This window comes from Thermomonas sp. LB-4 (genome assembly GCF_036409385.1).
In the GTDB taxonomy this organism is placed as follows: domain Bacteria; phylum Pseudomonadota; class Gammaproteobacteria; order Xanthomonadales; family Xanthomonadaceae; genus Thermomonas.
The window spans coordinates 245,556-269,490 of the sequence record NZ_JAXOFT010000002.1 but is presented as its reverse complement, the minus strand read 5'-3'; the positions used below and the strand labels follow the sequence as shown (position 1 = coordinate 269,490).

21 protein-coding genes are annotated in these 23,935 nt (G+C 70.0%); 16 read left to right on the top strand and 5 right to left on the bottom strand.

The window, feature by feature from the left end; translation table 11 throughout:
- The first annotated feature begins 26 nt into the window (after positions 1-26).
- The 15 genes from uppS to ispA all read left to right on the top strand — a co-directional run bounded on the left by uppS (position 27) and on the right by ispA (position 18,246).
- Positions 27-797, top strand: a complete 771-nt coding sequence (gene uppS, locus SPK54_RS03005) for a polyprenyl diphosphate synthase (protein WP_330946443.1) — start codon at positions 27-29, stop codon at positions 795-797.
- Positions 794-1,645, top strand: a complete 852-nt coding sequence (locus tag SPK54_RS03000; RefSeq protein WP_330946442.1) for a phosphatidate cytidylyltransferase — start codon at positions 794-796, stop codon at positions 1,643-1,645. Before uppS ends, SPK54_RS03000 begins: the two co-directional genes overlap by 4 nt.
- Entirely contained in the window at positions 1,630-2,811 is a 1,182-nt protein-coding gene (gene dxr, locus SPK54_RS02995) for a 1-deoxy-D-xylulose-5-phosphate reductoisomerase (RefSeq protein ID WP_330946501.1), read from the top strand. Before SPK54_RS03000 ends, dxr begins: the two co-directional genes overlap by 16 nt.
- The gene (gene rseP / locus SPK54_RS02990; protein ID WP_330946441.1) at positions 2,808-4,166 is read left to right on the top strand and encodes an RIP metalloprotease RseP; all 1,359 of its coding nucleotides are present in this window, start codon (positions 2,808-2,810) and stop codon (positions 4,164-4,166) included. The genes dxr and rseP overlap by 4 nt, the downstream gene beginning before the upstream one ends.
- 98 nt (positions 4,167-4,264) lie before the next feature.
- The gene (gene bamA, locus SPK54_RS02985) at positions 4,265-6,730 is read left to right on the top strand and encodes an outer membrane protein assembly factor BamA (RefSeq protein WP_330946440.1); all 2,466 of its coding nucleotides are present in this window, start codon (positions 4,265-4,267) and stop codon (positions 6,728-6,730) included.
- A gap of 13 nt (positions 6,731-6,743) precedes the next feature.
- Complete coding sequence (lpxD, locus tag SPK54_RS02980) at positions 6,744-7,763, top strand: UDP-3-O-(3-hydroxymyristoyl)glucosamine N-acyltransferase (protein ID WP_330946439.1); 1,020 nt, start codon at positions 6,744-6,746, stop codon at positions 7,761-7,763.
- A complete protein-coding gene (fabZ, locus tag SPK54_RS02975; RefSeq protein ID WP_190281624.1) occupies positions 7,760-8,227 on the top strand; it encodes a 3-hydroxyacyl-ACP dehydratase FabZ in 468 nt (155 codons plus the stop codon). The genes lpxD and fabZ overlap by 4 nt, the downstream gene beginning before the upstream one ends.
- A gap of 16 nt (positions 8,228-8,243) precedes the next feature.
- The gene (gene lpxA, locus SPK54_RS02970; RefSeq protein ID WP_330946438.1) at positions 8,244-9,038 is read left to right on the top strand and encodes an acyl-ACP--UDP-N-acetylglucosamine O-acyltransferase; all 795 of its coding nucleotides are present in this window, start codon (positions 8,244-8,246) and stop codon (positions 9,036-9,038) included.
- A gap of 274 nt (positions 9,039-9,312) precedes the next feature.
- Entirely contained in the window at positions 9,313-10,452 is a 1,140-nt protein-coding gene (gene lpxB, locus SPK54_RS02965; protein ID WP_330946437.1) for a lipid-A-disaccharide synthase, read from the top strand.
- Positions 10,449-11,066 (top strand): ribonuclease HII, encoded by a 618-nt coding sequence (locus tag SPK54_RS02960; protein ID WP_330946436.1) that lies wholly within the window; start codon positions 10,449-10,451, stop codon positions 11,064-11,066. Before lpxB ends, SPK54_RS02960 begins: the two co-directional genes overlap by 4 nt.
- A gap of 83 nt (positions 11,067-11,149) precedes the next feature.
- Positions 11,150-14,719 (top strand): DNA polymerase III subunit alpha, encoded by a 3,570-nt coding sequence (gene dnaE, locus SPK54_RS02955; RefSeq protein ID WP_330946435.1) that lies wholly within the window; start codon positions 11,150-11,152, stop codon positions 14,717-14,719.
- Between the two features lie 54 nt (positions 14,720-14,773).
- The gene (locus SPK54_RS02950) at positions 14,774-15,736 is read left to right on the top strand and encodes an acetyl-CoA carboxylase carboxyltransferase subunit alpha (RefSeq protein ID WP_330946434.1); all 963 of its coding nucleotides are present in this window, start codon (positions 14,774-14,776) and stop codon (positions 15,734-15,736) included.
- Positions 15,737-15,792: 56 nt separating this feature from the next.
- Positions 15,793-17,070, top strand: coding sequence for a tRNA lysidine(34) synthetase TilS (gene tilS / locus SPK54_RS02945; protein ID WP_330946433.1), 1,278 nt, complete (start codon positions 15,793-15,795; stop codon positions 17,068-17,070).
- Between the two features lie 50 nt (positions 17,071-17,120).
- Positions 17,121-17,384 carry an exodeoxyribonuclease VII small subunit gene (locus tag SPK54_RS02940; RefSeq protein WP_330946432.1) on the top strand — a complete coding sequence of 88 codons (264 nt, stop codon included), beginning with the start codon at positions 17,121-17,123 and terminating at the stop codon, positions 17,382-17,384.
- The gene (ispA, locus tag SPK54_RS02935; protein WP_330946431.1) at positions 17,371-18,246 is read left to right on the top strand and encodes a (2E,6E)-farnesyl diphosphate synthase; all 876 of its coding nucleotides are present in this window, start codon (positions 17,371-17,373) and stop codon (positions 18,244-18,246) included. The genes SPK54_RS02940 and ispA overlap by 14 nt, the downstream gene beginning before the upstream one ends.
- Positions 18,247-18,276: 30 nt before the next feature.
- Here ispA and SPK54_RS02930 read toward each other — a convergent pair whose 3' ends face one another.
- The 4 genes from SPK54_RS02930 to pmbA all read right to left on the bottom strand — a co-directional run bounded on the left by SPK54_RS02930 (position 18,277) and on the right by pmbA (position 21,783).
- Positions 18,277-19,218: a type II CAAX endopeptidase family protein gene (locus SPK54_RS02930; protein WP_330946430.1), complete on the bottom strand. Its 942-nt coding sequence runs from the start codon at positions 19,216-19,218 to the stop codon at positions 18,277-18,279.
- Between the two features lie 55 nt (positions 19,219-19,273).
- Positions 19,274-19,717, bottom strand: a complete 444-nt coding sequence (locus SPK54_RS02925; protein WP_330946429.1) for a DUF4870 domain-containing protein — start codon at positions 19,715-19,717, stop codon at positions 19,274-19,276.
- Between the two features lie 188 nt (positions 19,718-19,905).
- Positions 19,906-20,325, bottom strand: coding sequence for a DUF4870 domain-containing protein (locus SPK54_RS02920; RefSeq protein ID WP_330946428.1), 420 nt, complete (start codon positions 20,323-20,325; stop codon positions 19,906-19,908).
- Positions 20,326-20,412: 87 nt separating this feature from the next.
- Positions 20,413-21,783, bottom strand: coding sequence for a metalloprotease PmbA (pmbA, locus tag SPK54_RS02915; protein ID WP_330946427.1), 1,371 nt, complete (start codon positions 21,781-21,783; stop codon positions 20,413-20,415).
- A 17-nt stretch (positions 21,784-21,800) separates the two neighbouring features.
- Between pmbA and yjgA the strand changes: the two genes are divergently transcribed.
- Complete coding sequence (gene yjgA, locus SPK54_RS02910) at positions 21,801-22,385, top strand: ribosome biogenesis factor YjgA (protein WP_330946426.1); 585 nt, start codon at positions 21,801-21,803, stop codon at positions 22,383-22,385.
- On the opposite strand, the gene tldD is transcribed toward yjgA, so the two are convergent.
- A complete protein-coding gene (tldD, locus tag SPK54_RS02905; RefSeq protein WP_330946425.1) occupies positions 22,386-23,828 on the bottom strand; it encodes a metalloprotease TldD in 1,443 nt (480 codons plus the stop codon).
- Positions 23,829-23,935: the final 107 nt, after the last annotated feature.

Genomic DNA, 23,935 nt, shown 5'->3' with positions numbered 1-23,935 from the left:
GTGAACGGACCGTGCCCTTGAGCGGCATGGCCAACCTGCCCGCGGACGCGTCCGGCGACGGCGGCGTGCCGCGGCATGTCGCCATCATCATGGACGGCAACGGGCGCTGGGCGCAGCAGCGCCACCGCCCGCGCCTGGTCGGCCATCGCGCCGGCGCCCGCGCGGTCAAGCGCAGCGTGGAGTTCTGCCTGGAACGCGGCATCGGCGCGCTCACGCTGTTCGCCTTCTCGAGCGAAAACTGGAACCGGCCGGCCGACGAAGTGGGCGGCCTGATGAAACTGTTCCTTGGGGCGCTGGAGAGGGAAGTCGAAGAGCTGCACCGGCTGGGCGCGCGCTTGCGCTTCATCGGCGAACGCAGCCGCTTCGACGGCGCCATCCTCGCGCACATGCAGGCGGCAGAGACGCTGACTGCCGCCAATACCCGCCTGCACCTCAACGTCGCCGCCAGCTACGGCGGGCGTCAGGACATTGCAGCCGCGGCACGCGCGTTGGCGGAAGAAGTGGCCGCCGGCCGCCTGCGCCCCGAGCAGATCGACGAGGCCGCGCTGGGCGCCCGCGTGGCCCTGGCCGACCTGCCCGCCCCCGACCTGTTCATCCGCACCGGCGGTGAGCTGCGGATCAGCAATTTCCTGCTCTGGCAGCTCGCCTACACCGAACTGTGGTTCACCGACGCGCTGTGGCCCGACGTCGATGCGACCCTGCTGCAGGCGGCGCTGGACGACTACGCGCTGCGCGAGCGCCGCTTCGGCCTGACCAGTGCCCAGCTCGGGCAACCCGTCCCCGGAGGAACGACGTGACCAAGATCCGCATCCTGGCCGCCCTGGTCATGGCCCCGGCCGTCATCGGCGCAGTCCTGCTGCTGCCCACCGGCTGGCTGATGCTGCTCAGCGCACTGGTGTTCCTGGCGGCGCTGTGGGAGTGGCTGAAGCTGTCCGACATCGAGGACGCACTGGCGCGCAGCATCCTGCTGGCCTGCAACCTGGCGCTGATGGTGGCGCTGGTGTGGGGATCGCGCTCGCAGCATCCGGGCGCACTGCCGCTGTTCCAGCTGACCGTGGTGCTGGGCGTGGTGTGGTGGCTGCTGGCGCTGCTGTGGCTGCGCCACTACGACTTCGCTTCGCGCCACGACGGCAACGCACGGGTGTTCAAGCTGGCCGCCGGTACAGCGGCGGTGTTGCCGGCCTGGTGCGCCCTGGCGGTCATCCACTTCAGCCAGCCCAATGGGCACCGTTGGCTGCTGCTGGCGCTGCTGCTGGTCTGGGCCGCGGACAGCGGCGCCTACTTCACCGGCCGCAGGTTCGGCGGCCAGTGGTTCGGCGGACGCAAGCTGGCGCCGCGGATCAGCCCGAACAAGACGCTGGAAGGCGTGGCCGGCGGGGTGGGCCTGGCGATGCTGGTCGCGATCATCGGCGCGCTGGTGATTGGCGCGAAGGCCAGCCAATTGCCGGCGGTGGCGCTGGTGGCGGCGGTGACCGTGGTGTTTTCGGTGGCTGGCGACCTGTTCGAAAGCCTGCTCAAGCGCCACGTCGGCGCGAAGGATTCCGGCACCCTGATCCCCGGCCACGGCGGCGTACTGGATCGCGTCGACAGCGTGCTCGCGGCCCTGCCCGTGTTCGCGCTGGGCAAGATCTGGCTGGGGTTCTGACGATGCAGCGGGTCGCGGTCCTCGGGGCAACCGGTTCCATCGGCGCGTCCGCGCTGGACGTCATTGCGCGCCATCCGGGCGCCATGCGCGCCAGCGTGCTGGCGGCCGGCAGCAAGGTCGACGCGCTGCTGGCGCTGTGCCGGGCGCACCGGCCCGAACACGCGGTGATCGCCGATCCGTCCGGCTATCCGGCGCTGCGCGAGGGCCTACGCGCCGCCGGCCTGGCCACGCAGGCGCATGCCGGCGGCGAGGCGCTGGACGCGCTGGTGGCGGGCGATGCCTGCGACACCGTGGTCGCCGCGATCGTCGGTGCCGCCGGCCTGCCGTCCACGCTGGCGGCCGCCCGCGCCGGCAAGCGCCTGCTGCTGGCGAACAAGGAATCGCTGGTCCTGGCCGGCGAGCTGCTGATGCGCGAAGCGCACCGGCACGGCGCCGCCATCATTCCCATCGACAGCGAACACAACGCGATCTTCCAATGCCTCGCCGATGGCAATCGGCCGGCGCGCATCACCCTGACCGCCTCCGGCGGCCCGTTCCGCGGCTGGCCACGCGCCCGGCTGGCATCGGTCACGCCGGCGCAGGCGGTGGCCCACCCCAAATGGTCGATGGGGCCGAAGATCTCGGTCGATTCCGCCAGCCTGATGAACAAGGGGCTGGAAGTGATCGAAGCCCACCACCTGTTCGGCGTGCCCGGCGATGCCATCCGCGTGCTGGTGCATCCGCAGTCGCTGGTGCATTCGCTGGTCGATTTCATCGATGGCAGCACCTTGGCCCAGCTTGGCCTGCCGGACATGCGCACCGCGCTGGCGGTGGGGTTGGGCTGGCCGCGGCGGATCGCCTCCGGGGTCGGCCCGCTGGACCTGCTGGCGCAGGGCGGCAGGCTGGAGTTCGAAGCACCGGATCGGGAGGCCTTCCCCTGTCTTGCGCTGGCTTTCAGCGCGCTGGCCGCGGGGGGCACCGCGCCGGCGGTGCTCAATGCCGCCAACGAAGAGGCCGTTTCAGCGTTCCTTCAGGGCCGGATCGGTTTTCTGGACATCCCCGACACCGTTGCCGCGACCCTCGAGGCCATGCCGCCACAGCCCGCCGATTCGATTGATGCGCTGCTGGCGGCCGACGCGGACGCCCGCGCAACCGCGCGCACGCGCATCGCGGGGGTGGCGGCGTGAGCGATTTCTTCGGCTCGCTGTGGTGGCTGCTGGTCGCGCTGGGGGTGCTGGTCACCTTCCACGAGTTCGGTCATTTCTGGGTCGCCCGCCGCTGCGGGGTGAGGGTGCTGCGCTTCTCGGTGGGGTTCGGCAAGCCGCTGTGGTCGAAGACCGGCAGGGACGGCACCGAGTACGTGATCGCCGCCATCCCGCTGGGCGGCTACGTGAAGATGCTGGACGAGCGCGAGGGCGACGTCGCCCCGCACGAGCTCGAGCGGGCGTTCAACCGCAAGTCGGTCTGGCGGCGCATCGCCATCGTGGCCGCGGGCCCGCTGGCCAACCTGCTGCTGGCGTTCGGCCTGCTGTGGGCGATGCTGGTGATCGGTCGTCCCGACTACGCGCCGGTAGTCGGCAGCGCCAGCGGAATTGCCGCGCAGGCTGGGTTGCAGCCTGGCGACCGCATTCTGGCGGTGGGCGACCGCGAGACGCCCACCTGGAGCGAACTGGGCATGGCGCTGTCGGTTGCCGCGCTGGATCGCCAGCCGGTGACGCTGCGGATCCAGCGTGGAGCGGGCGGCACCGCCACCCGCTCGCTGCCGCTCCAGAAGCTGCCCGCGCAGGCGGACGAGCTGCGCGCCATCGGCGAGATCGGCCTGGTCCCGCGCCACCTGCTGGTGCCGGCACTGGTCGGCAGCGTGCGCGAAGGCACGCCGGCCTGGGGCGTGCTGGCGGAGGGCGACCGCATCACCGCCATCGACGCCCATCCGGTCACCAGCTTCGAGGACATCGCCCCGCTGGTCGCCCGGCTGGGCGAGCGCGGCGTGCCCGGCATGGTCGAGGTGGAACGCGACGGCGAACGGCTGGCGCTGGAACTGGCGCCGCAACGGCTGGCCGCCGATGGCGGGCCGCCGCGCTGGATCCTGGGCGTCGGCAGCGCCGCCACCGGTCCGGCGCCGCACGATGCCACCCTGCGCCACGGGCCGCTGGCGGCGATTCCCGCGGCGGCGCGCGAGACCGGCTTCCAGGTCCGCCAGCTGGTGGACATGATCGGCCGCGCCGTCACCGGCCGGGTCTCGGTGCAGAACACCGTCTCCGGCCCGCTGACCATCGCCCGTGCCGCCAATGATTTCGCCGCCCGCGGCCCGGCCTGGTTCCTGAACTTCCTGGCCCTGCTGTCGGTCAGTCTGGCGCTGATCAACCTGCTGCCGATCCCCGTCTTGGACGGGGGTCACCTGCTGTATTACCTTATCGAGCTTGTCATCCGCCGCCCCCTGGGCGAGCGGGCCATGGCTGTCGGCCATTACATCGGCCTTGCGATCATCGCAGGGCTGATGGGGCTGGCGTTCTACAACGACATCCTGCACCTGGTGTCGTGACTCCAACCCCGGCCGGCGCGCCCGCGCCGCCGCATTCCCCGCAACAGGGCGCTGCGATACTGCGGCGCCGGACCAGGCAGCTCAACAGGATGTTCCGAATGACCCGACCCATGCACCGCCGCCTGCTCACCCTCGCCCTCGCCTCGGCGCTCTCGCTGCCGGCGCTGGCGCAGACGGCGCTTGCGCCCTTCACGGTCAGCGACATCCGCATCGACGGCCTGCAACGCATCGGCGCCGGGACCGTGTTCACCTACCTGCCGGTGGAGCGCGGCGACACCCTCGACCAGGGCAAGGCCGCGGAGGCGCTGCGCGCCCTGTACAAGACCGGCTTCTTCGAGGATGTGCGGCTGGACCGCCAGGGCGGCATCCTGGTCATCACCGTGGTCGAGCGCCCGGCGATCAACAAGCTGACCCTGTCCGGCAACAAGGACCTCAAGACCGAGGACCTGACCAAGGGCCTGAAGGACATCGGCCTGGCCGAGGGCGAAACCTTCAACCCGCTGAACCTGGACCGAGTCACCCAGGAACTGACCCGCCAGTACAACAACCGCGGCAAGTACGGCGTGCAGATCACGCCTTCGGTGGAGCGGCTGGACCGCAACCGCATCAACCTGACCATCAACGTCAAGGAAGGCAAGGCGGCAAAGATCCGCCACATCAACCTGATCGGCAACGAGAGCTTCGAGGAAGAGGACATCACCAAGGGCTGGGAGTCGCACACCAGCAACTGGATGAGCTGGTACAAGCGCGACGACCAGTATTCGCGCGAAAAGCTGTCCGGCGACATCGAGAAGCTGAACTCCTGGTACCTGGATCGCGGCTACGTGGATTTCAGCCTGGATTCCACCCAGGTGGCGATCAGCGGCGACCGCAAGGACATGTTCATCACCGCGGGCCTGACCGAGGGCGAGGTCTACAACTTCGCCGACGTCACCGTGTCCGGGGACACCGTGCTGCCGAAGTCCGAGGTGGAGACCATCGTGGCCTTCATCAAGCCGGGCGGCACGTTCTCGCGCGGCCTGCTGGAGTTGGCCACCAATGCGATCACCGCGCGCCTGTCCAACATCGGCTACGCCTTCGCGCGGGTCAACCCGGTGCCGAACATCGATCGCGACAAGCGCACCGTGGCGGTCGACTTCCAGGTGCAGCCCGGCCCGCGCGTCAACGTGCGCCGGATCGTGTTCAAGGGCAATACCCGCACCGCCGACCCGGTGCTGCGCCGCGAGATGCGCCAGTTCGAGGGCAGCTGGTATTCGCAGGCGGCGATCGATCGCGGCAAGGTGCGCCTGGACCGGCTGGGCTATTTCGAGGAAGTCAGCGTCGACAGCGAACCGGTCGCCGGCACCGACGACCAGGTGGACGTGGTCTACACGGTCAAGGAAACCACCTCCGGCAGCATCTCGGCCGGCGTGGGCTACTCGCAGCTGTCCGGGCTGAACCTGTCGCTGCAGCTGTCGGAAAACAACTTCCTCGGCACCGGCAACCGGGTCTCCACGGCGATCACCCGCAGCGACTACCAGAAGCGCTACGACTTCTCGTACGTGAACCCGTACTTCACCGATGACGGCATGTCGCTGGGCTACAACCTGTGGTGGCGCGAGTTCGACTACTCCAGCTTCAACGTCGCCTCCTATTCCACCAACAGCGGCTCCTTCCAGGTGTTCATGGGGCTGCCGTTGAGCGAGAGCGATTCGATCTCGCTCATGGTCGGCCTCGACAGCAACGAGATCCTTGCGTTCGAGGGCTCCACCCCGCAGCCGCTGGTCGACTACGTCAAGGCGGTGGGCCAGCGCACGTTCCACAGCTGGCGCGCGCAGGTGGGCTGGGGCCGCGACACCCGCAACAACTACTTCACCCCGGTGGTGGGTGGCACCCAGAGCCTGTCGGCCGAAATCGCGCTGCCGGGCTCCACGGTGGAGTACTTCAAGCTGCAGTACGACATCTCCAAGTACTGGCCGCTGCATCCGGCGCTGGTGGTCAAGACCGCGCTGAACCTGGGCTACGGCGATTCCTACGGCAAGGACTACAGCCGCAACCTCTGCTTCACCGCCCCCACCCTGGTGGACACCAACAACGACGGGCAGGGCGACACCTGGGTGCCCGGGCCGGTGGGCACCGATCCCTGCCTGCCCACCTCGCCGGACTTCGTCAAGACCGTCACCGCCAGCGGACTGCCGTTCTTCGAGAACTTCTACGCCGGCGGCATCGCCTCCAGCGGCCGCGTCCGCGGCTTCATGGACAACACCCTGGGTCCCGTGTACACCTCCAGCTACGGCTATCGCCAGCCGCTGGGCGGCTCGGTGCTGCTGGCCGGCTCGGTGGAAGCGATCTTCCCGAAGCTGTTCGACAGCCCGTCGGCGCGGGTCTCCGCGTTCCTGGACGTGGGCAACGTCTACAACGGCTGGGACAATTTCGACGCCGGGGAGCTGCGCGCGTCCGCCGGCGTGGCGCTGCTGTGGCGCTCGCCGATGGGACCGCTGTCGATCAGCTATGCGTTGCCGATCCGCAAGAAGGACGGCGACCAGATCGAACGGCTGCAGTTCAATTTCGGCGGCCAGCTCTGACGGCAACGGCGGCATGAGCCTGCCGACCTTCACCGCCGCCGAGCTTGCCGCCCGTTTCGGGCTCGGGCTGCGCGGCGAGGACCGCGTCGTGGCCGGCGTCGGCACGCTGGCCGACGCCCTCCCGTCGCAGCTGGCCTTCCTCGCGAATCCGCGCTACCGCGGCCAGCTGGCGCAGACCCGCGCCGGCGTGGTGGTGGTGCGCGCGGAGGATGCGGACGCCTGCACGGGTTCAGCACTGGTCGCCCGCGACCCCTACGTGGCGTTCGCGCGCATCGCCGCGCTGTTCGAGCCGCGCCAGGCGCACACCCCCGGGATCCATCCAACCGCGGTCGTCGACCCCACCGCGCAGGTGGACCCCGCAGCCAGCATCGGCCCGCACGCCAGCATAGGCGCGCGCAGCCGGATCGACGCCGGCGCCGTCATCGGCCCCGGCTGCGTGGTGGGCGACGACTGCGAGGTCGGCGCGGATTGCGAGCTGCAGGCGCGGGTCACGCTGTGGACACGGGTGCGCCTGGGCAAGCGCGTGCGCATCCTGCCCGGCGCCGTGCTGGGCGCCGCCGGCTTCGGCATGGCGATGGAAGCCGGGCGCTGGATCAACGTGCCGCAGCTTGGCGGCGTGGTGGTCGGCGATGATTGCGAGATCGGCGCCAACACCACCATCGACCGCGGCGCGCTGGGCGATACCGTGCTCGAAGAGGACGTGCGCCTGGACAACCAGATCCAGATCGGCCACAACGTGCGCATCGGCGCGCATACCGCCATGGCCGGCTGCGCGGCGGTGGCCGGCAGCGCGAAGGTCGGCCGCCACTGCCTGGTTGGCGGCGGCGCCGGCATCCTCGGCCACCTGGAGGTCTGCGACCGCGCGGTGATCACCGCGATGTCGCTGGTCACCCACTCGCTCCGCGAGCCCGGCGAGTATTCTTCCGGCACGCCGTTGATGGACAATCGCAGCTGGCGCAAGAGCGCCGCCCGCTTCAAGCAACTTGACCGCATCGCCAGGCGCCTGCCCGGCGATGCGAAGGACACAGAATGACCGACACCACCGCAACGCCGGCGCTGCCCGCCACCATCGCCGACATCCAGCGCCTGCTGCCGCACCGCTATCCGTTCCTGCTGGTGGACCGGGTGGTGGAGCTGGAACCGAACAAGCGGGTGCTGGCCTACAAGAACGTCAGCATCAACGAGCCGTTCTTCCAGGGCCATTTCCCCGGCAAGCCGGTGATGCCGGGCGTGCTGGTGGTGGAGGCGCTGGCGCAGGCCGGCGGCCTGCTGACCCAGCTGTCCACCGCGGCGGGCGATCCGCAGACGGAAACCTTCTACCTGGTGAAGGTGGACAACGCCAAGTTCAGCCGGATGGTGGTGCCCGGCGACCGCCTCGAACTCGACGTCGAGCTCAAGCGCCGCATCCGCAACATGGCCCAGTACGTGGGCGTGGCGAGGGTCGACGGCGAGCAGGTCGCCTGTGCCGAGATCCTGTGTGCGGCCTCGCGCGACTGAGCCAGCACCATCAGCCATGAGCAGCCACGACGCCAGCACCATCCACCCCACCGCCGTGATCGATCCGCGCGCGCGGATCGGCGCGGGCGTGCAGATCGGCGCCTATGCGGTGATCGGCGCCGAGGTGGAGGTGGGCGACAACACCCGCATCGGCCCGCACTGCCTGATCGAGGGTCCCACCCGGATCGGCCGCGACAACGTGTTCCACGGCCACGCCGCGATCGGCGGCGAGCCGCAGGACAAGAAGTACCGGGGCGAGCGGGTGGCGCTGGAAATCGGCGACGGCAATTCGATCCGCGAGTTCGTCACCATCAACCGCGGCACCGGCGAAGGCGGCGGCATCACCCGCATCGGCAGCCGCAACTGGATCCTGGCCTACAGCCACATCGCCCACGACTGCATCGTCGGCAACGACTGCGTGTTCTCCAACAACGCAACGCTGGCCGGCCACGTCACCGTCGGCAACCACGTGATCCTGAGCGGGTTCTCCGGCGTGCACCAGTTCTGCCGCATCGGCGACCACGCGTTCGTCGGCATGGGCGCGTTCGTCAACGGCGACGTGCCGCCGTTCCTGATGATCGCCCAGGAGAAATACGCGCGTCCGCGCGGCATCAACGCGGAAGGGCTGAAGCGGCGCGGGTTCGACGCCGCCCGCTTGGCCGCGATCAAGCGCGCGTACCGCGCGCTGTACATGGGCGAGGCGAAGCTGGACGAAGCCAAGCTCGAGCTGGCGGAGATCGCCGCAGGCAGCGAAGACGTGCGCGCCTTCCTCGATTTCATCGACGCTGGCGAGCGGCCGTTGCTGCGGTGAGTCTGGTCGGCCTTGTCGCGCGAGTGGCCGTGGGCTGCCCCAAGTCGCTCCCCGATACTCGCTTGGTTGGGACAGCCCACGGCCACCCGCGCGACCCGATTCCCTCGCATGTCGCAAGCACGGACCTAGCTGTAAGGCGCAACACAACCAGCGCCGTTGCGGGGGCTGGGGTGTGTCCCGACGAAGCGAATAACGTGGAGTGCGCTCGCGCCAGCGAGTGCGTCGGGATACACCCCAGCCCCCGCAACGGCGCGACCCCGAAGCGAAACAGCCCATGACGCCACGCATCATCCTCTGTGCCGGAGAAACCTCCGGCGACCAGCTTGGCGCCGGCCTGATCGAAGCGCTGCGCGAACGTTTCCCCGATGCCCGGTTCGCCGGCATCGGCGGCGATGCGATGCGCGCGGCCGGCATGGACACGTGGTTCGACGCCAGCGAGCTGGCAGTGATGGGGCTGGCCGAAGTGCTGGCCCACCTACCCCGCCTGCTCAGGCTGCGCAAGGCCTTCCGCCAGCGCACGCTGGACTGGAAGCCCGACGTGTTCATCGGCATCGACGCGCCCGACTTCAACCTCGGGGTGGAGCGCTGGCTGAAACAGCGTGGCGTGCGCACCGTGCACGACGTCAGTCCCTCGGTCTGGGCTTGGCGCGAGAACCGTGCGCTGAAGATCGGCGAAAGCGCCGACCGCGTGCTCTGCCTGTTCCCGATGGAGCCGCCGATCTACGCCAGGCACGGCGTGGATGCCACGTTCATCGGCCATCCGCTGGCCGACGCAATTCCGCTGCAACCGGATCGCGACGTGGCTCGCGCGGCACTGGGCGAATCCAACGACGCGCCGATCCTGGCGCTGCTGCCCGGCAGCCGGCTGGGCGAAATCCGCCGCATGCTGCCCGACTTCGCCGAGGCCGCGCGTCGACTTGCCGCGGATGTCCCCGGCCTGCGCGTGCTGGTGCCTGCGGCAAACGCGCAGTGCCGCAGCGCCATCGATGACATCCTGGGCCATGCGCCGGCGTTCCGCGTCATCGACGGCCGGGCGCAGCGGATCATGATCGCCAGCGACGCGGTGCTGCTGGCGTCCGGCACCGCCGCGCTGGAAGCCATGCTGTGCAAGCGGCCGATGGTGGTGGGCCATCGCATCGCGCCGCTGACCTACCGCATCGTCCGGCTGTTCGGCATGCTCAAGTCCGCGCACGTCAGCCTGCCCAACGTGCTCGCCGGCGAGGCTTTGATCCCCGAGCTGCTGCAGGACGACTGCACGCCGGACAACCTGCACGCCGCGCTGCTGCACTGGTTCCGCGACGAGGAAGCGGCGGCGGCGCTGCAGCCGCGCTTCCTGGCCATCCACCAGGCGCTGCGCCGCGATGCCTCCGCGCGCGCCGCCGACGCGGTGGCGCAGCTCCTGCGGCAGCCATGAAGCTGCGCGTGGCCGGGATCGACGAAGCCGGACGCGGCCCGCTGGCCGGGCCGGTTGTGGTGGCCGCGGTGGTGTTCGCGCCAGGCCGCACGCCGGTCAACGGGCTGGACGACTCCAAGGCCCTGACCGAAAAGAAGCGCGAGTCGCTCTATCCGCGCATTCTCGAGCGCGCACTGGCGTGGAAGATCGTGTTCGTCGAAGCCGATGAAATCGACCGGCGCAACATCTTCCACGCCACCATGCACGGCATGCGCGAGGCGCTGCTGGGCGTGGCCCACGTCGCCGACTGTGCGCGCATCGACGGCAACCGGCTGCCCAAGGACCTGCCCTGCCCGGCCGAAGTCTGGATTGGCGGCGACGCGCGCGACCGCGCCATCATGGCGGCATCGATCCTCGCCAAGGTTGCGCGCGATGCGCGCATGCGCGAACTGCACGCGCAGCACCCGCAGTACGGCTTCGACCGCCACAAGGGTTACCCCAGCCCGGAACACCTGTCCGCGCTGCGGGCGCACGGTCCCTGCCCGCAGCACCGCCGCAGCTTTGCCCCCGTGCGGGCGGCGCTGGCGGCCGTGCCCGTGCAGGCGGAACTGCCGGGATTGCCGCAGCCCGCCTGAGGCGATGACGGATCGCGCACTGTCAAGCCTTGCCCGCCCCCGCCACGGGCTCTAACCTGCGGCTTCAACACCGCGACCACGCGATGCCCGCACGTTTCGTCCACCTGCACCTGCACACCGAGTTCTCGCTCGCGGATTCCACCATCCGCGTGCCCGAGAAGCCCGACCATGCGCGCCCGGAAAAGGCCGGCGACCGGCCCAACCTGCTCAGCCGCGCGGTGGAACTGCAGCTGCCTGCGCTGGCGGTCACCGACCGCAACAACCTGTTCGCGCTGGTCAAGTTCTACAAGGCGGCGGAAAGCGTGGGCATCAAGCCCATCGCCGGCGCCGACGTGCTGATCGCCGACGGCGGCGATGCACCCTCGCAGCTGACCCTGCTGTGCCGCGACCAGGACGGCTACCTCAGCTTGTCGCGCCTGCTCAGCCGCGCCTGGCTGGAAGGACAGCGCGGCGATTGCGTGGCGATCGAGCCGGAATGGCTGCGAGACGACCATGCCGGCCTGCTGGCGATCGCCGGCCGCGCCAGCCTGGCCGGGCGGCTGGTGCAGGCCAACCGCCACGACGTGGCTGAGGCGCAGCTGGCGGAATGGCGCCGCGTGTTCCGCGACGACCTGCACCTGGAGCTGACCCGCACCGGCCGCGACGGCGAGGAGGCATTCAACCAGTTCGCCCTGCACGCATCCGGCAAGCTGGGCCTGCCGGTGGTGGCCAGCAACGACGTGCGCTTCCTCGATGCCGCCGGCTTCGGCGCCCACGAGGCGCGGGTGTGCATTTCCAGCGGCCGCGTCCTCGACGACCCGCGCCGCCCGCGCGACTACAGCGCGCAGCAGTACCTGCGCTCGACCGACGAAATGGTCGCGCTGTTCGCGGACGTGCCGGATGCGCTGGACAACACGGTGGCGCTGGCGCAGCGCTGCAACCTGCAACTGAAGCTGGGCACGTATTTCCTGCCCGCCTATCCGGTGCCGTCCGACGAGACGCTGGACAGCTGGATCCGCAGCGAATCGCGGCGCGGGCTGGAAGCGCGATTGCAGAAGAACCCGCTGGCGCCGGGCAAAACCCGCGAGGACTACGACGCGCGGCTGGAATTCGAGCTGGACACCATCATCAAGATGGGCTTCCCCGGCTACTTCCTGATCGTGGCCGACTTCATCCAGTGGGGGAAGAACCAGGGCATCCCCATCGGTCCCGGCCGCGGCTCAGGCGCCGGCTCGCTGGTGGCGTGGGCGCTGCAGATCACTGACCTCGACCCGCTGCCGTACAACCTGCTGTTCGAGCGCTTCCTCAACCCTGAACGCGTGTCGATGCCGGACTTCGACATCGACTTCTGCATGGACCGGCGCGACGAGGTCATCGACTACGTCGCCCGCAAGTACGGCCGCGAGCGGGTTTCGCAGATCATCACCTACGGCACCATGGCCGCCAAGGCGGTGCTGCGCGACACCGGCCGCGTGCTCGGCTTCGGCTACGGCATGGTGGACGGCATCGCCAAGCTGATCCCCAACATCCTCGGCATCTCGCTGAAGGACGCGATGGGCCAGGGCAAGGGCGGGATGGACGGCGAAATGGCCTCGCCCGAACTGATCCAGCGCTACGAAACCGAGGACGACGTCCGCGACCTGATCGACCTGGCGCTGCAGCTGGAAGACCTCACCCGCAACGCCGGCAAGCACGCCGGCGGCGTGGTGATCGCGCCCTCGCCGCTGTCGGACTTCTGCCCGCTGTACGCCGAACACGACCACGGCACGCTGGGCAAGAACCCGGTGACGCAGTTCGACAAGGACGACGTGGAAGCCGTGGGCCTGGTGAAGTTCGACTTCCTCGGCCTGCGCACGCTGACCATCATCGACTGGGCGGTGAAGGCGATCAACGCCCGCCGCGGGAAGGAAGGCGCCGAGCCGGTCGATATCGCCGCGATTCCCCTCGACGACGCTTCCGTCTATCGCAACATCTTCGCCAACGGCAACACCGGCTCGGTGTTCCAGTTCGAATCCTCCGGCATGCGCCGCGCGTTGAAGGACGCCAAGCCCGACCGCTTCGAGGACCTGATCGCGCTGAACGCGCTGTACCGCCCCGGCCCGATGGAGATGATCCCGTCGTTCGTGGCGCGCAAGCACGGCACCGAGACGTTCGAATACCCCGACCCCCGCACCAGGGGGATGCTCCAGGAGACCTACGGCATCATGGTCTACCAGGAGCAGGTCATGCAGATGGCGCAGATCGTCGGCGGCTACTCGCTGGGCGGCGCCGACCTGCTGCGCCGCGCGATGGGCAAGAAGGTGCCGGCCGAGATGGCCAAGCACCGCGAGATCTTCCGCGAGGGCGCGGCCAGGGGCGGGGTCAGCGCGGCCAAGGCCGACGAGATCTTCGACCTGATGGAGAAGTTCGCCGGCTACGGCTTCAACAAGTCGCACGCCGCCGCGTACTCGCTGGTCGCCTACCAGACCGCATGGCTGAAGCAGCACTACCCGGCGGAGTTCATGGCCGCCACCCTGTCCAGCGACATGGACAAGACCGAGAAGGTGGTGGGCTTCCTCGATGAGGCACGCGGCCTTGGCCTGGCGGTGCTGCCGCCGGACGTGAACACATCCGCCTACATGTTCGAGGCGACCGCGCCGGACACCATCCGCTACGGCCTGGGCGCGGTGAAGGGCGTGGGCCAGGGCGTGTGCGAGGCGATCGTGGCGGCGCGCAGCGGCGACGGACCTTTCCGCGACCTGCTCGATTTTTGCCAGCGCGTCTCCGCCGCCGGCCTCAACAAACGCACGCTGGAAGCGCTGATCCGGGCCGGCGCGATGGATGCGCTGGCGGTCAACCGCGCCTCGCTGATGCTGCAGCTGCCGGAGGCCATGAAGGCCACCGACCAGATGGCCAAGAACCACGAGGCCGGGATGTTCGACATGTTCGGCGGTGGCGGCGCCGACATCCGCGTGGAACTGCCGGAGACCACCGAATGGCCGCTGGCGCAACTGCTGCAGGGGGAGCACGACACGCTGGGGCACTACCTCAGCGGTCATCCGATGGATCCCTACCGCGACGACGTGCAGAAGCTGGTGGGCCACGACCTGTCGGCGCTGGCAGGAATCTGGGAGCGCGCCGCGCGCAGCAGCCGCCCGCAGGAAGGGCGCAGCTGGCGGCCGATGGTGCAGACGGTGGTGGCGGGCCAAGTCATCGGCATGCGCAAGCGCGGCGAGTCGCAGGCCTTCGTGCAGCTGGAGGACGGCCGCGGCCGGATCGAATGCGGCTTCTTCAACGAACAGTGGCAGGAATTCGCCCCGCTGCTCACCCGCGACCGCATCCTGGTGGTCGAGGGCGGCCTGCGCGAGGACGAGTTCAACGGTGGTTACTCGCTGCGCGCCAGCCGCTGCTGGGACTTCGCGCAGATCTGCGGCCAACAGGCCCAGCGCATTTCCATCCGCATCGACCTGCGCGTCCCGGGCGCGCAGCAGCAGCTGGAGCTGGTGCTGAAGGCCCACCCCGGCCCCACCCCGGTGCTGCTGGAGGTCGCCACCACCGCCGGCATCGGCCGGCTGACACTGCCCGGTGGCCGCGGCCTGCAGGTGGACGCCAGCCTGCCCGGCCTGCTGCGCAGCCTGCCGGGCGTCGGCACGGTCCAGGTGCAGCTGGCCCGCCCCTGGACGGCGGCGAACTGACTTCGCCGGCCCTACGCCTCGGTACGGCGAGCCCGCTGCGATAAACTCCGCGGAATGAATCCGAACTACCTCGACTTCGAGCAGCCCATCGCCGACCTGGAAACCAAGATCCAGGAACTGCGGCAGGCCAGCAGCGGCCCGGCGCTCAACATCGACAAGGAAGTGCAGGCACTGCGGGACAAGCTGCGCAAGCGCACCGCGACGATCTTCCGCGACCTCACCCCGTGGCAGGTCTCGCAGCTGTCGCGCCATCCGCAGCGGCCGTACACGCAGGACTACCTGCGGGTGATCTGCGACGAGTTCCAGGAACTGGCCGGCGACCGCGCGTTTGCCGACGACCAGGCCATCGTCGGCGGCCTGGCCCGCATCGACGGCCGCCCGCTGATGGTGATCGGCCACGAGAAGGGCCGCGACACCAAGACCAAGGTGCGCCGCAACTTCGGCATGCCCAAGCCCGAGGGCTACCGCAAGGCGCTGCGGCTGATGAAGATGGCCGAGCGCTTCGGCCTGCCGATCCTCACCTTCATCGACACCCCGGGCGCGTGGCCGGGCATCGACGCCGAGGAACGCGGCCAATCCGAAGCCATCGCCCGCAACCTGCTGGAAATGGCCGAGCTCACGGTGCCGATCATCTGCACCGTGATCGGCGAGGGCGGCAGCGGCGGCGCGCTGGCGATCGGCGTGGGCGACCGCACGATCATGCTGGAGTACAGCACCTACTCGGTGATTTCGCCGGAAGGCTGCGCCTCGATCCTGTGGCGCGATTCCGCCAAAGCCAAGGACGCCGCCGAACAGCTGGGCATGACCGCCAAGCGCCTGCACGGGCTGGGCCTGATCGACAAGGTGGTGCGCGAGCCCACCGGCGGCGCCCACCGCAACCCGGTGCAGATGGCCAAGCGCCTGAAGGCGGTGCTGCTGCGCGAGCTGGACGCACTGGAAGGCTTGCCCACCGCCGACCTGCTGGAACGCCGCTACCGCCGCCTGCGGGCCCTTGGCGCCTACGACATCGCCTCCTGATCTTGCGCAGGGCGGCCACCGCCCGCCCCCCGCGCATGCCGCCCTACACTTGCGACATGCGCCTGCCCCCTCCGCCGCTGCCCTCCCCGATCCTGCTGGGTTTCAGCGGCGGGCTCGATTCCACCGCGCTGCTGCACCTGCTGGCCGCCGACGCCGGCGTCCGCAAGCGCGGCCTGCGCGCGCTGCATGTCCACCACGGCCTGCACCCGCAAGCGGACCTCTGGGCCGCGCATTGCCTGCGCGCCTGCGAGGCGCTGGGCGTGCCGCTGGAAATCGTCCGCGTCGAGGTCGACCTGGGCGCCGGGCTCGGCATCGAGGGCGCCGCCCGCGCTGCCCGTCACGCCGCCTTTGCCGCGGCGCTGGGCGAAGGCGAAATCCTCGCTTTGGCCCACCATCGCGACGATCAGGCCGAAACCTTCCTGCTGCGCGCGCTGCGCGGCGCCGGCAGCGACGGCCTCGCGGCGATGCGGCCGTGGCGCCGGTACGCAGGCGGCTGGCTGTGGCGCCCGCTGCTCGACCTGCCGCGCACGGCGCTGCAGGACCATGCCGCGTCGCAGAACCTGCATTGGATCGACGACCCCAGCAACGCCAGCCCCCACTTCGACCGCAACTTCCTGCGCAACGCGGTGCTGCCGCTGCTGCGGCAGCGCTGGCCGGATGCCGCCGGCAGCTTCGCCCGCAGCGCCGCGCTGTGCGCGCAGGCCAACGAACTGCTGGAAGCCGAGGACGCAGCGGCGCTGGCGGCTGCGCGTCGTGCCGCGCATACGCTGGAGGTCCAGCCGCTGCAGGCGCTGCCGGCAGCGCGCCGGGCGCGCGTGCTGCGGCGCTGGATCGCGGATTTGCGACTGCCGCCGCTGCCCGGCAACGGCATCGCGCGGATTGAGCATGACCTGCTGGCCAGCCGCCACGACGCCAATGCGTGTTTCGACTGGCAAGGCGCACGGGTCCGGCGCTGGCGGGGGTTGCTGCACGCGGACGTCCTGCCTGCCCCGCTGCCAGCCGACTGGCAACAGGCTTGGGATGGCCGCACGGCACTGGTGATGCCCGGCGGCGAGCGCCTGCAGCTGGTGGGCGCAGCGCATTTCGACGCACCGCTGCGCGTGCACGCGCGGCGGGGCGGCGAACGCATCGTGCTGCCGGGCCGCCGCCATTCGCATGCGCTCAAGCACGTCCTGCAGGACGCCGGCATGCCGCCGTGGCAGCGCGCGCGGCTGCCGCTGCTGTCCGCGGCCGACGGCACGCTGCTGGCGGCGGGGGATCAGATCGTGTCGGCGCGCATGGCGGCATGGCTGGCAGCGCACGGCGCCCGCCTGCGGCTCTGCGCACCGGAGTGAGCGTGGATGGCGACCACGGTGCAATCGCCGCGCTGGCGTAAACTGCGCGCATGGCCAAGAAACCCGTCACCGAGATTTCCCCCGTTGCCGACTTCGAGCAGTCGATGCTGGCGCTGGAAGACCTGGTCGGCCGGATGGAGGCCGGCGACATGACGCTGGAAGAATCGCTGGCCGCGTACGAGCGCGGCGTCGGCCTGTATCGACGCTGCCAGGGCGCATTGGAGCAGGCCGAGCTGCGCGTGCGCCTGCTCGATGACCCTGCCAACCCGGGCGACGCGCGCCCGTTCGACGTCGGCGACGATGCCAGCGCGTGACCTCGCGCGCTGGCGTGCGCGCGCGGAAGCCTCGCTGGCGCAAATCCTGCCCGACCCGACCGCCTCACCCCGCCGCCTGCACGCCGCGATGCGCCACGGCGTCCTCAATGGCGGCAAGCGCATGCGTCCGCTGCTGGTGTATGCCATCGGCACCACGCTGGGTGCGCGCGAGGATTCGCTCGATGCCGCCGCTGCCGCGGTGGAGCTGGTGCACTGCTATTCGCTGGTCCACGACGACCTGCCGGCGATGGACGACGACGACCTGCGCCGCGGCCAGCCCACCGTGCATGTCGCCTTCGACGAAGCCACCGCCATCCTCGCCGGCGATGCGCTGCAGACGCTGGCCTTCGAAACCCTGGCCACTGCCCCGCAGCCGCCGGTGCAGCGTATCGCCATGCTGGCCGAACTGGCACGCGCCTCCGGCGTTGCCGGCATGTGCGGCGGGCAGGCGCTGGATATCGATGCCACCGGCGCCTCCATCGCACTGGTGGAGTTGGAGCGCCTGCACGCCCTGAAAACCGGCGCGCTGCTGCGCTGCGCGGTGCGCCTGGGCGCGTTGGCCGGCAATGCAACGCCGACGCAGGCGGCGCAGCTGGACCAGTACGCCGACGCGCTGGGCCTGGCCTTCCAGATCCGCGACGACCTGCTGGATATCGAAGGCGATGCCGCAACGCTGGGCAAGACCGCCGGCAAGGACATCGCGCAGGCCAAGGCCACTTTCCCGTCGCTGCTAGGCGTGGACGCCAGCCGGGCACGGCTGCAGGAACTACTGGCAGTGATGCGGCAGTCGCTCGACGCCCTGGAGGCCGATACCAGCGCGCTGCAGGCCTTGGCGCGGCAGGTCGTCGAACGCAGCCACTGATCCCGCCGCGGGTTCGTAACGCCCCCCGTGCTAGCCCTCGCGCAGCCCTGCAGGCGGCAGCATTTTGCCGCGCCGATGCGCTGCCCGCAGCACCAGCACCACCGCCATCGCGATGGCCGCAATCACCAGCAGCGAATTTTCCGGCCCGAACATCCCGCCGGTCAGCCAGTCCGAACCGGCATAGCGGGTTTGCATCGGCACCAGCGCGCGCCAGTCATCGTTGCCGGACAGCGGCACGCCACTGAGCACGATGGTGAAGTTCCATGCGGCATGGTGCGCTGCCGCCACCCACAGGTTGCGTGCCAGCAAGAACACGCCGCCCCACAGCAGGCCCAGCAGGCCGACGGAAACCAGCATGGCAGCGGCGTCGCCACTGCCGGCTTGCGGCATGTTGCCCAAGTGCATCAGGGCGAACACCAGCGCCTGCACCACCAGCGCCACCCGCGTGCCCCAGGCCCGCTCCAGTGCCTGCAGCAGGAGGCAGCGATACAGCACCTCCTCCAGCGTGGCGGCGATGCCGATGACGGCGGCAATGCCAAACAACGCCGGACTGGCAGGCCGGGACTGCACCAGCTCGTAAGCGCCCAGCCCGAACAGCGCGGCGATCGGCAAAGCCACCAGCGCAGCCCCGGCGATGCCGCCCAGCAATAACGCCACCGGCCGTAGACGCAGCTCGGTCGCAGCACGCTTTTCATACCCGCGCACATAGGCCCAGTAAGCCAGCATTGCGGCAAGGAAGATGCCGGCGCGACGGATCCCGCTGAGCGCGCCGGCGTCGGGCTGGAACACCGCCTCGATCCACGGCAACAGCCCCTGCCGGAACGCGAACATCGCCCCGAGGACGGCGGCACCTCCCAGCAGCAGTGCCCACAGCATCCGGCCGAATGCGCGCAGGTGGCGCCGGTGCGCTGTTCCGGTGGATGTGGCGACACCCGCCGCCACGTCGATGTCGCTGGCCACGGCAGTTGCCATGGCCGGCTCACCACGCACGGTGTGCATCCCGGCACGGTCCCTGTGCATGCCGGCTTCAACCCAGCAGCCGCAGGGTGAACGGGTAGCGATAGCTTTCGCCATGCAGCGCCTTGAACGTGGCGATCACGCTGCACACCAGCCAGCTCACCGCCACCAGCCCGGCCAGCAGCACCAGCGCCAGCCCGGCCGGCAGGGTGACGATGGCGCCCAACCCCAGCGTCAGCACGGTGGCGCCCACCAGCACCACGCCGGCGATCGCCAGCGCGCAGGTCAGCAGGAACATGGTCAGGTTGAAGTTGAATGCTTCGCGCGCGTGCTCGGCGACGAAGGCAGAGTCGTTCTTCTTCAGGAAATAGATCGCCAGGCCCGCCAGCATGCCGGCCACGCCGGCGCTCCAGCTGGTCATGAAGGCCAGCAGCAGGGCGCCCGCATGCACGCCCGCGGCCCACGCGCGCTCGCCCTGGGCGGTCGAAAGCGGCTGCATCTGCACGGTTTCCATCGTCGTCTCCCGCCGGAACCATTCCGGTCTGGATCGATGATGGCGGCGTGTTGCCATGGCGCAAGCCGGCGTGCGACGAAACCCCGGGAGCGACGATGAAACCCCGCCAGCCGATGCCGAATGCGCCGCGAAAACGGACGAGCCCGGGCAGGCCCGGGCTCGTCGTGGTTCGCTGGCTGCCGCCTGACTTACTTGATCAGGCGGATCGTCAGCGGGTAGCGGTAGGCCACGCCGTCGTTGGCCTTGATCGCCGCCAGGATCACCAGCACCAGCGCACCGATGCCCACCACCAGCGCCACCGGCACGGTCAGCAGCGCGCCGATCCCGATGGTGAGGATGGTGAAGATCAGCAGCAACAGGAAGATCGCCGATACGGTGATGTTGAAATTCAGCGCTTCCTTGGCCTGGTCGGCCACGAAGGGCATTTCGTCCTTCTTCATCAGCCAGATCACCAGCGGGCCGATGAAGAAGCCCCAGCCGCCCAGCGCCGACGTCAGCAGACCGCCAACCAGCGCCGACAGGTGGGCGAACATCGCCCACTGGCGCTCTTCCTTGGAAGGCCCGACGGGCGGCGGTGGCGGCGTGGCGACGGTATCGTTCTGGTCCATGAATTTCCCCGGTTGGTCATACGGCATCGATTGCCGCTTGCGGAGGATAACGCGAACCGATGACGCAATCGGCCATCGACAAAGCCATCAACCCTCGCCGGCCACCGTCATCCGCCCTATCAGGATCGAGCCGGTGCGCACGTGCGAACGCGGATCGATGTCGCCGCCCACCGCCTCGATCCCGGCGAACATCGACTTTAGGTTGCCAGCGATGGTGATGCCGTCGACCGGATAAGCCAGCTCGCCGTTCTCCACCCAGAACCCGGCGGCGCCGCGCGAATAATCGCCGGTGATCGCATTGACGCCCTGCCCCATCAGCTCGGTGACCAGCAGGCCCGTGCCCATCCCGCGCAGCATCGACGCCAGGTCGCCGGCATTCGCCCTCACCTGCAGGTTGTGCACGCCGCCTGCGTTGGCGGTGCTGGCCAGCCCCAGCTTGCGCGCCGAATAGCTGCCCAGCACGTAGCGCTGGACGATGCCGCCGTCCACCAGCATCGATTTGCGCGTTGCCACGCCTTCGGCATCGAACGCCGCCGAGCGGAAGCCGCGCGGCAGGAACGGATCTTCCTCGATCGCGAACCACTCCGGGAACACCCGCGTACCGGCGCTGTCCAGCAGGAAGCTGGCGCGGCGATACAGCGCGCCGCCGGACACCGCGCCGATGAAGCTGCCGATCAGCGAGCGCGCCATTTCCGCGGCGAACAGCACCGGCACCTGGCCGGTCGGCAGCCGGCGCGGATCCAGCCGGTCCAGGGTGCGCCGCGCGGCCCTGCGACCGATCGCTTCGGGCGATTCCAGGTCCTCCTGCGCCAGCGCCACGCTATACCAGCCGTCGCGCTGCATCGCCTCGCCCTCGCCGGCGATCAGCGCGCAGCCGGTGCTGTAGGAAGTCGCCCGTTCGGCGCCGAGGAAGCCGTGCGAGTTGGCGTACACGCTGAGCGAGGCGTTGGCGTTCATCGAGGCGCCGTCGGAGTTGCCGATGCGCGGATCCAGCTCGCGCCCGGCCGCCTCGCAGGCCAGCGCGATGTCGATGGCGCGGTCGGCGTCGAACGCGGCCGGGTGCCAGCTGTCGAACTCGCGCAGGGTGGTCGCCATCAACTCGGCATCGGCCAGCCCGGCGGCCGGGTCTTCCTCGGTATGGCGGGCGATCGCGCAGGCCTGCGCCACGGTGGCGGCCAGGCTGTCCTCGCGCAGGTCGGCAGTGCTGGCGCTGCCCTTGCGCCTGCCGAAGTAGACGGTCATCGACACCCCGCGGTCGCGGGTGGCCTCCACCGTCTCCACTTCGCCCATGCGCACGTTGACCGCCAGCCCGGCGTCCTCGTTGCAGGTGACTTCGCACTGGTCAGCGCCGGCGGCGCGGGCGCGGTCCAGCAGCTGGCGGGCAACCGCGGACAGCTGCTCCAGCCGCTGTCGGCTGTCGTCGGCGGGGAGATGGGAATGCGTGGCGGGGACGTTCAATGGCTTATCCTGTGGGGATGCGAGGACGTGACGAAGAAACCGGTGAATTTTTCAGCCCCAGCCGCAGCGAGCAGCGCCGCGCGGCGCTGGACGTGCTGGAGCTTGGCGAACAGCTGGCGGCGATGACCGCCACCCAGCTGGGCAGGCTGCCGATTCCCGAGGAGCTGCTTCCGCATATCCGCGAGACCCAGCGCATCACCTCGCACGGCGCGCGCAAGCGGCAGCAGGCGTTCCTGGCCAAGCAGATGCGCAAGCTGGGCGACGAAGTGCTGGACGCGATCCGCGACGCCATGAGCAAGGACGGCGAGGCCGCGCGCCGCGAAACCGCCGCGCTGCACCGGGTCGAAGCGCTGCGCGACGCGCTGCTGGGCGACGACGGGGACGCCGCGCTGACCGCGCTGCTGGCCGCGCATCCGCAGGCCGACCGCCAGCAGCTGCGCCAACTGCTGCGCAACGTCCGCGAGGAGCGGGCGAAGAACAAGCCGCCGCGTGCGTTCCGCGAATTGTTCCGGGTGCTGCGTGAGCTGCTGGCGCAGAACGGCGGTGCTTCCGGTGAGGAAGCGGACGACGCATTCGACGGCGACGAAGGCGATCACGGCTGATCAGTCCGCCTGCGTTCCGCCGACGGTCAGTTCCGAGATCAGCAGCGACGGCTGGCCCACGCCCACCGGCACGCTCTGGCCGTCCTTGCCGCAGATGCCGACGCCGTCGTCCAGGGCGAGGTCATGGCCGATCATCGCCACCTTCTGCATCGTTTCCGGGCCGTTGCCGATCAGGGTGGCGCCCTTCACCGGCGCGGTGACCCTGCCGTCCTCGATCAGATAGGCCTCGGTGGCGGAGAACACGTACTTGCCGCTGGTGATGTCCACCTGGCCGCCGCCAAAGTTGACCGCGTACAGGCCCTTCTTCACCGAGCGGATCATCTCCTCCGGGTCGTGGGTGCCGGCGCGCATGTAGGTATTGGTCATCCGCGGCATCACCAGGTGGGCGAAGGACTCGCGGCGGCCGTTGCCGGTGGGCGCCATGCCCATCAGCCGTGCGTTGAGCGTGTCCTGCATGTAGCCGACCAGGATGCCGTCCTCGATCAGGGTGGTGCAGGCCGTCGGAGTGCCCTCGTCGTCGATGTTGAGCGAGCCGCGGCGGCCGTCGAGGGTGCCGTCGTCGACGATAGTTACGCCCCTTGATGCCACCCGCTGGCCGAGCCGGCCGGCGAAGGTGCTGGTGCCCTTGCGATTGAAGTCGCCTTCCAGCCCGTGGCCCACCGCCTCGTGCAGCAGCACGCCCGGCCAGCCGTGGCCCAGCACCACCGGCATCACCCCGGCCGGCGCGTCGACCGCCTCCAGATTCACCAGCGCCTGCCGCAGCGCCTCGCGGGCGAACTTCTCGGGCTTGCCGTCGGCCAGCAGCTCTTCGTACGAATAGCGCCCGCCGAAGCCGGCATAGCCCGATTCGCGGCGGCCGTTCTGCTCCACGATCACCTGCACGTTCATCCGCACCAGCGGGCGCACGTCGCCGGCCAGCACGCCGTCGCTGCGCGCCACCAGCACGGTGTCGACGCCGCCGGACAGGCTCACCATCACCTGCTGCACGCGCGGGTCCAGCGCGCGCACCAGCGCGTCCACGCGGCGCAGCGCCTCCACCTTGGCGGCGTTGTCGAGCGCATCGATCGGATCGAGCGCGGGATACAGCGCGCGCCCACCGTTGCGCTGCAAGGCTTGCGCGCCGTGCGCGCGGCCGTCGCGGGCGATGGCGCGGGCCGACTGCGCGGCGGCGAGCAGCGCCGGGGCGTCCAGTTCGTCGGAATAGGCGAAGCCGGTCTTCTCGCCGGAGATCGCGCGCACGCCCACGCCCTGCTCGATGCTGTGCGAGCCGTCCTTGACGATACCGTCCTCCATGCTCCAGCCCTCGCGGCGGGCGTGCTGGAAATACAGGTCGCCGAAGTCGATGCCCGGCCCCAGCAGGGCGGCGAACGCGCGCTCCAGCGCGGCGGCGTCCAGCCCGGTGGGCAGCAGCAGGCGGGATTCGGCGATGGAAAGATGGGGCATGGGGTTGTCCTGAATACTGCGGGGATGGGTCATCGCCTGCGCGGCGATGCGCCTGCCGGAGCAGGAATGCGCAGCGGGTTCGCTGCGTGCGCCGACGACATCGAGAT